General features: G+C 72.5%; 6 protein-coding genes. All 6 read left to right on the forward strand.

What is annotated here, in order from left to right; translation table 11 throughout:
• Positions 1-21: 21 nt before the first annotated feature.
• The 6 genes from MXD59_RS03770 to MXD59_RS03795 all read left to right on the forward strand — a co-directional run bounded on the left by MXD59_RS03770 (position 22) and on the right by MXD59_RS03795 (position 7,762).
• Positions 22-2,043, forward strand: coding sequence for a protein kinase domain-containing protein (locus MXD59_RS03770; protein WP_248823423.1), 2,022 nt, complete (start codon positions 22-24; stop codon positions 2,041-2,043).
• Between the two features lie 459 nt (positions 2,044-2,502).
• Positions 2,503-3,669 (forward strand): ADP-forming succinate--CoA ligase subunit beta, encoded by a 1,167-nt coding sequence (sucC, locus tag MXD59_RS03775; RefSeq protein WP_248823424.1) that lies wholly within the window; start codon positions 2,503-2,505, stop codon positions 3,667-3,669.
• Between the two features lie 24 nt (positions 3,670-3,693).
• Positions 3,694-4,566, forward strand: a complete 873-nt coding sequence (sucD, locus tag MXD59_RS03780; RefSeq protein ID WP_248813372.1) for a succinate--CoA ligase subunit alpha — start codon at positions 3,694-3,696, stop codon at positions 4,564-4,566.
• 181 nt (positions 4,567-4,747) lie between these two features.
• Positions 4,748-5,647: a DUF2076 domain-containing protein gene (locus MXD59_RS03785; protein WP_248823425.1), complete on the forward strand. Its 900-nt coding sequence runs from the start codon at positions 4,748-4,750 to the stop codon at positions 5,645-5,647.
• Positions 5,648-5,752: 105 nt separating this feature from the next.
• The gene (locus tag MXD59_RS03790) at positions 5,753-7,147 is read left to right on the forward strand and encodes a cell division protein PerM (RefSeq protein WP_248823426.1); all 1,395 of its coding nucleotides are present in this window, start codon (positions 5,753-5,755) and stop codon (positions 7,145-7,147) included.
• 27 nt (positions 7,148-7,174) lie between these two features.
• A complete protein-coding gene (locus MXD59_RS03795; protein ID WP_308301637.1) occupies positions 7,175-7,762 on the forward strand; it encodes a helix-turn-helix domain-containing protein in 588 nt (195 codons plus the stop codon).
• The last annotated feature ends 398 nt before the right edge of the window (positions 7,763-8,160 follow it).

Here is an 8,160-nt window from a genome sequence, read left to right on the forward strand (position 1 = left end):
CCCGGTGCAGTGAGGAGAGCGATGCTCACACCGCTGCTTGAGGAGGACCCTCGCCAGATCGGCCCGTACCGGCTGCAGAACCGGATCGGGGCGGGCGGGATGGGAACCGTCTACCTCGGCTTCACGCCTGATCAGCGGGCGGTGGCGGTCAAGGTGGCGTCCGAGGATCTGGCTGAGGACGTCGAGTTCCGCAGCCGGTTCGAACGGGAGGTGCACGCGGCCCTTCGGGTCCGGGGCAACGCGGTGGCCGCCGTCCTGGACGCCGACACCGACGCGCTGGCACCGTGGATGGTCACCGAGTACGTCGAGGGCATCAGCCTGGCGCAGGCCGTGCGGGCCCGTGGCCGGCTCGAGAACCACCTCGTGCGTGGGCTCGCCGTCGGCCTCGCCGACGCGCTGGTCGCCATCCACTCGGCGGGTGTCGTCCATCGTGATCTGAAACCGTCGAACATCCTGCTGGCCTGGGACGGCCCGAAGGTGATCGACTTCGGCGTCGCCCACCTGACCGACAGCAGCACGCTGACCCGCACCGGTCATGTGATCGGGACGCTGGCGTGGATGTCACCCGAACAGATGCGGGGAGAGACCTCCGGCTCGGCGGCGGACATCTTCGCCTGGGCGAACTGCGTGACCTACGCGGCGACGGGGCGCCATCCCTTCCATGCCGAGTCGCCCGACCAGCTCGCGCTGCGGGTCCAGCGGGACGCCCCGGATCTCGACGCGCTGCCGGCCTACCTGCACAGCGTCGTGGCCCGCTCACTGTCGAAGGACCCCGCGCGCCGCCCGACCGCGTCCGCTCTGCTGGCCGCGCTGGTCGGACGCACCTCGGTGGAGGGGGTCACGGAGGCCGACGCCGTGGCCAGCGACGTCCTCGAACGTACCTGGACCGGGACCGGCCACGTCCCCGGCGACAGCGTCACCGTCCTGCCGGACGCGGCTGGTCCGGCCATCGGCGCTGGTCCGGCCGCAGGTTCGGGGTCGGCCCCGGCCACGGGTGCCGGGGCGACTCCAGCGGGAGATGCCGGGCAGACGGAGCGGCCGGCCTACGGCTGGTCGCCACGGGTACCGCGGCCGGTTCCGGTGACGGGGCTCTGGCCCCTCGGCGCGCCACCGCCCGCCTCGGCGTTTCGGCCCACGGTGCCGTCGCGGTCGGCGATCCCGTCGCCCCCGCCGCTGCACAGCTCGCGTCTGAAGCCGCTGCCGCCGACGCCCGCGCCACCGCCCCGGCCGCTGCCGTCGCCGGCTGACGCCGCCGGTACGCGTCGCCGACCCCGCGTGCCGGGTTCGGGATCTGGTGGTCCGCCGGTGGGTGGCCAGGGTGCCGAGCCCTCGAACGCGCCTTCGGTGATCTCGACCTGGACCTATGACGAGGACGATCCGGACCCGCGGGCTCCGGTACGCGCCCAGCCCACGGCGCGTCCGGACGTCACCCCGGTCGAGGACGACTGGCTGGAGGAACGCGAACGGCGCCCACCGATGCGCCAGCCCGGCCCGGCCCGGCCAGCGGATGCGGCCGAGGAGACCATCCGCCCGGGCGACCCGACACCGCGGTCACATCCGCCGCGCCCGGCGGAGATCGGCACCTGGGCTCGTCCGGCGGTCCCGGGAGCCCAGCCCGCCGGGTCCACGCCGCCGGTGCCCGCGGAGCCGTCGAACCGGCCGGTGACGGCATCGGGATCGTCGGCCCGGCTGCCGGTCCGCGCACCGACCCGGGCGCCGGCCCCCGCGCGCGTCCCGCCCGCGGGGGAGATCAGGCCGACGGCATCGCGGCCGATCTCCGGGCCGCTGCCGCGGGGGTTCCCGACGACCACCCCGGTCGTGCAGGGACTCAACGGCCGGGCCCTGCTGTCGGTGGTGCTGGGGCTGGGCTGGCTGTTCGGGGTGGGCAGCGTCGCCGCGGTCGTCCTCGGCCAGCGGGCCCGGACCCAGATCCGTCGTCACAACCAGCGGGGCGAGCGGCTCGCCACGGTGGGCATCGGCCTGGGATGGACCGGAATCGGGCTGACGGCCACCAGCCTCCTGATCGTCCTTGCGTTGCGCTGAATGGAGATGTGTCGCGAGATAAAGGTCCGGAAGGCCGACCACGATCGGTGTTGTTCTACTGTGATTTGTGGCATATCGCGAGCCGCGTTGTCCGTGATGTCGAACACCAATGGTCGCGCTGGCGCGTCTGATGGTCACGCAGAGCTTCTCGATGACAGCGTGGTGGTGGGCGCGACGCGCCGCCCGGATGGGTCGGCGGAGGTGGGCTGCCACCTCATTTGTCCCGTATCGCCGGGCCTGACGTGGGTCGGGACCCGGGTGGCCGATGCGTTCGGCCACCCGTTCACCGCCCGGACGGGCCAGGTAGCCGGGCCGGGTCGGGGCACCGGGGTGCCGGTGGCGGCCCTTCGCGTCCCGCGCGCGAAAACCCGCTCGTCAGTAGGCTCTCAGGCGTTCTGTGCAGCCCCATGCAGCCCTACAAAACCCAACCCAGAACGACCCCATCCGACTGGACGGACCGTGGATCTCTTCGAATACCAGGCGAAGAAGTTGTTCGCCGAGCATGGCGTTCCGGTACCCACCGGGAAGACCGCGACCACTCCCGAGGAGGCGCGTGCGATCGCCACCGAACTCGGTGGCAAGGTGGTCGTGAAGGCTCAGGTCAAGGCCGGCGGCCGAGGCAAGGCCGGCGGTGTCAAGGTGGCCGACGGACCGGATGACGCCTTCGCGAAGGCGACGGCGATCCTCGGGATGGACATCAAGGGCCACACGGTCCACTCGGTGCTCGTCGAGGAAGCCAGCAACATCGCGGAGGAGTACTACGCCTCCTTCCTGCTGGACCGGGCCAACCGGACCTTCCTCGCGATGGCCTCCCGCGAGGGCGGCATGGAGATCGAGGAGGTGGCCGCCACCAACCCGGAGGCGCTCGCCCGCATCCTCATCGACCCGCTGACCGGAGTCGACACGGCCAAGGCCCGCGAGATCGCCATCGCCGCCAAGCTGCCCGAGGCCGCCCTCGACGGTGCGACCGAGCTGCTGGCGAAGCTGTGGACCGTCTTCGTCAAGTCGGACGCGACCCTCGTCGAGGTCAACCCGCTGATCCTCACCGGCGACGGCAAGGTCATCGCGCTTGACGGCAAGGTCAGCCTGGACGAGAACGCCGACTTCCGCCACCCCGAGAACGAGGCGTTCGTCGACGTCTCCGCGGTCGACCCGCTCGAGCAGAAGGCCAAGGAGAAGGGCCTCAACTACGTCAAGCTCGAGGGCGAGGTCGGGATCATCGGAAACGGTGCCGGCCTGGTCATGTCGACGCTGGACGTGGTGACCTACGCCGGTGAGGAGTTCGGCGGCAAGCGGCCGGCGAACTTCCTCGACATCGGCGGCGGCGCGTCCGCCGAGGTGATGGCGAACGGTCTGTCGATCATCCTCGGCGACCCGGCGGTCAAGAGCGTCTTCGTCAACATCTTCGGTGGCATCACCGCCTGTGACGCGGTCGCCAACGGCATCATCCAGGCCCTCGACATCGTCGGGAACGTGACCACCCCGCTGGTGGTCCGCCTGGACGGCAACAACGCCGAGGAGGGCCGTCGCATCCTCGCGGAGGCGAACCTTCCGGTGGTCAAGCCGGTCGACACGATGGACGGCGCGGCGAAGCTCGCCGCCCAGCTCGCCGCGGCCGCGGCCTGACCTGCGCGAAGGGATTGCAAACCGATGGCTATCTGGCTTGACGAGAACAGCCGGATCGTGGTGCAGGGCATCACCGGTTCGGAGGGAACCAAGCACACCCGCCGGATGCTCGCATCCGGCGCCAAGGTCGTCGCGGGCGTCAACGCCCGCAAGGCCGGCCAGAAGGTCGACGACGTGCCGGTCTTCGGCACCGTCGCCGACGCGATCGCGCAGACCGGTGCGAACGTCTCGGTGATCTTCGTTCCGCCGAGGTTCACCAAGGACGCGGCGATCGAGGCGGTCGACGCGGCGATCCCGCTCGCGGTGGTCATCACCGAGGGTGTGCCCGTCCACGACACCACCGAGTTCTTCGCCTACAGCAAGTCCAGGGGCACGACCCGGATCATCGGGCCGAACTGTCCGGGCATCGCGAGCCCGGGCGTGTCCAACGCCGGCATCATCCCGGCCGACATCACCCCCGGTGGGCGGATCGGTCTGGTCTCCAAGAGCGGCACCCTGACCTACCAGATGATGTACGAGCTGCGTGAGTTCGGCTTCTCGACCTGCGTCGGCATCGGCGGTGACCCGGTCATCGGGACCACCCACATCGATGCGCTCGACGCGTTCCAGGCCGACCCGGGCACCGACGCCATCGTCATGATCGGTGAGATCGGTGGTGACGCCGAGGAGCGCGCGGCGGCGCACATCGAGGCGCACGTGAGCAAGCCGGTCGTCGGTTACGTCGCCGGTTTCACCGCGCCCGAGGGCAAGACCATGGGTCACGCCGGCGCCATCGTGTCCGGTTCGTCCGGTACCGCGCAGGCCAAGAAGGAAGCCCTGGAAAAGGCCGGTGTGCGGGTGGGTAAGACCCCGTCCGAGACCGCCCGGCTGATGGCTGACATCATGCGGTCGTTGTAGCTCTGGCCGTCTGATGGGTTCCGCGTGCGGTGCCTGTCGTCGGACGGTCACGGAGTCTCCTGGTTGACGGGGATGAGGGACGCACATCGCTTCCCTCATCCCCGCGCTGCTGCGAGACTCCAGACCGGCATGGGGCGCACTGCGCCCCATGCCGACCGACCTGACGAAGTGGGGTTCCGTCGTGGCACGAATCGGCGGTCGCGAGATCGCGACCAACGACATCGGGGTGATCGCGTCCGGCGCGGTCATGTTCATAGTCAGCTTTTTCCCGTGGTATTCGGTGAAGCTCTCGTTTTTCGGCTCCTCCCGCACCGCGCACGAGAACGGGTGGGGTCTCGGCTTCAACTCGTGGTTCCCCGTCCTGCTCGTCATCGCGGTCGCCGGAGTCCTCGCGGCCCGGCTGTTCGCGGGGCTGCGCGTGCCGGACGCCGGCCCGGTGTCCGTCATGTGGTTGCTGCCGGGGGTCTCGGCGCTGGCCTTCCTGCTGCTGCTGCTGCGGTGGTACCGCTTCCCCAACGTGCCCTCCGGGGTGGACGCCGGCCCCAGCGTGGGCTTCTACCTCGCGGTCGTGGCCGCACTCGCACAGGCGGTGTTCGCCGTGCTGGCGGCGCTCGCCAGCGGTGCTGCCCTGCCCTGGCGTCCCGGTAGCGGTGGCGGCGGCGGTGGCGCGGGACAGTGGCAGCCGCCGGCCAACCAGCCGCCCTACGGCCAGCCCTACGGCCAGCAGCCGACCCCCGGCGGGTACGGCCAGCAGCAGCCCGGCTATGGCCAGCCCCCGCAGGGATACGGCCAGCCCCCGCAGGGATACGGCCAGCAGCCGCCGGCCGGCGGTGGCTACGGCCAGCAGCCGTCACAGCCCCAGCAGGGCGGCGGGTACGGTCAGCAGCCCCCGCCTGGCTATGGTCAGCAGCCCCCGCCCGGCTACGGTCAGCAGCCGCCGCCCGGGTATGGCCAGCAGCCGCCCACCGGCGGCGGTTACGGCCAGCCACCCGGCTACGGTCAGCCCGGCTATGGCCAGCCCGGTTACGGTCAGCAGCCGCCGCCTGACGATTATGGCCAGCAGTCGTCGCCGAACCGCTGATCTCCGCCCGCCGGATCCGGACCAGCAGGGGCGTAGCGCATTTTGTCGGACCGACGGACGGCGTGTTGGCTCCGCTGACGACTGACCGCGTGCGAGCGTCCTGACGTGCCCGCCTTCCACCAGCCACGGTCGCTGCGACCGGATCTGGACCGACTGTGGCAACGGCTCGGCCGGCCGGCGGCGGCGGCGATCGCCGCGTCGGCGGCCGGACTGATCTTCATCGAGGTCATCGTCCTGATCGTGTGGGGCGCCGACACCGGCTCGTCGACCAGCCCGGGTTCGGCGCTGCGGGTCGGGGCGGACCTGTGGCTGGTGGCCCACGGCACCACGTTGCATCTCTCGGACGGTGAGATCGCCCTGCGTCCGCTGGGGCTGGCGCTGTTCCCACTGATCGCGGCGCTCAGCGCCGCGCACCGGCACGCCTCGCTCGTGCCGTGGCCGACGGCGCGGACCGCGGGCCCACCGGGTCCGGCCGGGGCGTCGGTGGCCGGGGCGTCGGTGGCCGGGGCGTCGGCGGCCGGTCGAGCCGCGTCGGCGGCCGGCGCCGGGCCGAGGCTGTGGCGCCGGGTCGTGGTGGACATCGTGGAGGTGGTCACCGCACAGACACTGTTCGTCGTGCTGGTGGCCCTGCTGGTGCGGTCCGGGCCGGTGCGTGCGGGGCTGGGGTCGGCGGCGCTGGGGACGGTCGTCGTCGCCCTGCCCGCGGCCACGATCGGGGCGTTGGCCGGGCGACACCGGTTGCGCGCCGCCTGGCGTCGGCTACCGGGCTCGCTGCGGATCGCGTTGCGCTGTGGGGTTAGTGGTTTCGCCGCACTGATCGCGGCCGCGGCCTTCGGCGTCGCCCTGGTCATCGCCGCGACGCTGCCCGAGGTCGCCGGCACGGAACGGGACCTCGACGTCGGTGTGCTCGGCGGGGTGGGGCTCGCCGTGGCGCAGATCGCGATCATTCCCAACGTGGTGCTGTGGGCGCTGGCCTATGCCCTCGGCCCGGGCTTCCACGTCGGTTCCGGCCTGGTACGGGCGGACGCGGTACACGTCGTGAACGCGCCGGACCTGCCGGTGCTCGCGTCGTTGCCGCCGAGCGCCCTGCCGCGGGTGGGCTGGCCGCTGCTGGTGCTGGTGCCGCTGGTGGCCGGGTTGGTGTGCGCGCTCATGGCCCACCGGGCCACGGCCGGACGACGTTCCCGGGAGCGGCTCGCCACGGTGGGCCTGGCCGGTCTCGTCTGCGGGCTGCTGTGCGGGCTGGCCTGCCAGGAGTCGCTCGGGCAGGTCGGGGCGGCGGGGCAGTACGGGCCGGCCGCCGCCTGGGCGTGCGGGCTGCTGGCGGGCGGGGAGATCGCCGCGGTCGGCCTGGTGCTGCTCGGTGGGATCGACCTCGCGGTGCGGCGGGCCGAACGGCCGTTTCTGCCCACCGACGCCGAGCCGTCCTTCTGGCGTCGCCGGCTGGCACCGGTGGTCCGCTCCCGACCGGCACCGTGGACGTCGCGCCGCCCGGACTGACGCCCGCGCCGCGGCCGGGAACTGTCGGTGCCTTCGGCTAGCGTCTGGTGGCAGTGGATCAGCGTCTTGGAGGTCGTCGTGCCGGTCGCGATTGCCCATGTTCGTGCCGAGGCTCGCCAGTTGCGGGTGCTTGGCTGGTCCTATCGCCGGATCGCGCTGCGCCTGCGGGCACGGCACGGTCTGCGCCCGCTGGCGGCCTTCCGGCTCGCCCACGGGTGGACGCAGGAGGAGGCCGCCCGTCACTGGAACGAACGCTGGCCCGAGGCCGGCGCGGTCAAGACGGGCAAGGCGTGGTCCTACTGGGAGAGCTGGCCCGGTCGAGGTGGCCGGGCGCCGTCAGCCGCCGTGCTGTGGCGGCTGGCCGAGCTCTATCAGTGCCGGCCGGGCGAGCTGCTGGACGGGCCGGATTTCGGCCGGTCGGATCCGGCGGCCCAGGCCCAGGCCCAGGTCGTGCCCAGGGCGCGGGAGACAACTGCTTTCGGCGACGGCGACGGCGACGAACCGCTGCGGACCGCAGCGATCCTGGACGACCCGGTGCGCGGCGAGGTGCCGTCCGCGGCGTCGACCGAGGCGATGCTGCTGGGCCTGCTTTCGGGCTGGGTGCCGGCCGCCTGACGGGCAGGTGATGCGATGCGGCGCGCGGGAGGGGGAGAAGTCAGTACAGTCGGGCGGTCGCGGCTTGCCCCGGGCGGTAGTGGTGGGGGCCGGGGCGACCGGTCGTGGTGGCGAGGTGAGCCGTGCGGCCGGGTACGTCCGCGCCGTGGCCGCCGAGCACGGGCCACGCGGTGTCCCGCGATCGTCCGTGTGTTCGCTGCCCCTGCCCGCCCTGTCTGTGTTACGGAGTGTGTTGTGGCTGCTCGCCTTGTCGTCCTCGCGTCGGGCGCGGGAACCACGCTGCAGGCGATCCTCGACGCGGTCGCCGAGCCGGGGTTCGACGCGTCCGTCGTGGGGGGGGGGGCCCCCCCCCCCCCCACCCGCGCCCCCCCCCGGGGCCCGGCGGGCCGCGGGGCCGG

This window comes from Frankia umida (genome assembly GCF_023242945.1).
Lineage (GTDB): Bacteria > Actinomycetota > Actinomycetes > Frankiales > Frankiaceae > Frankia > Frankia umida.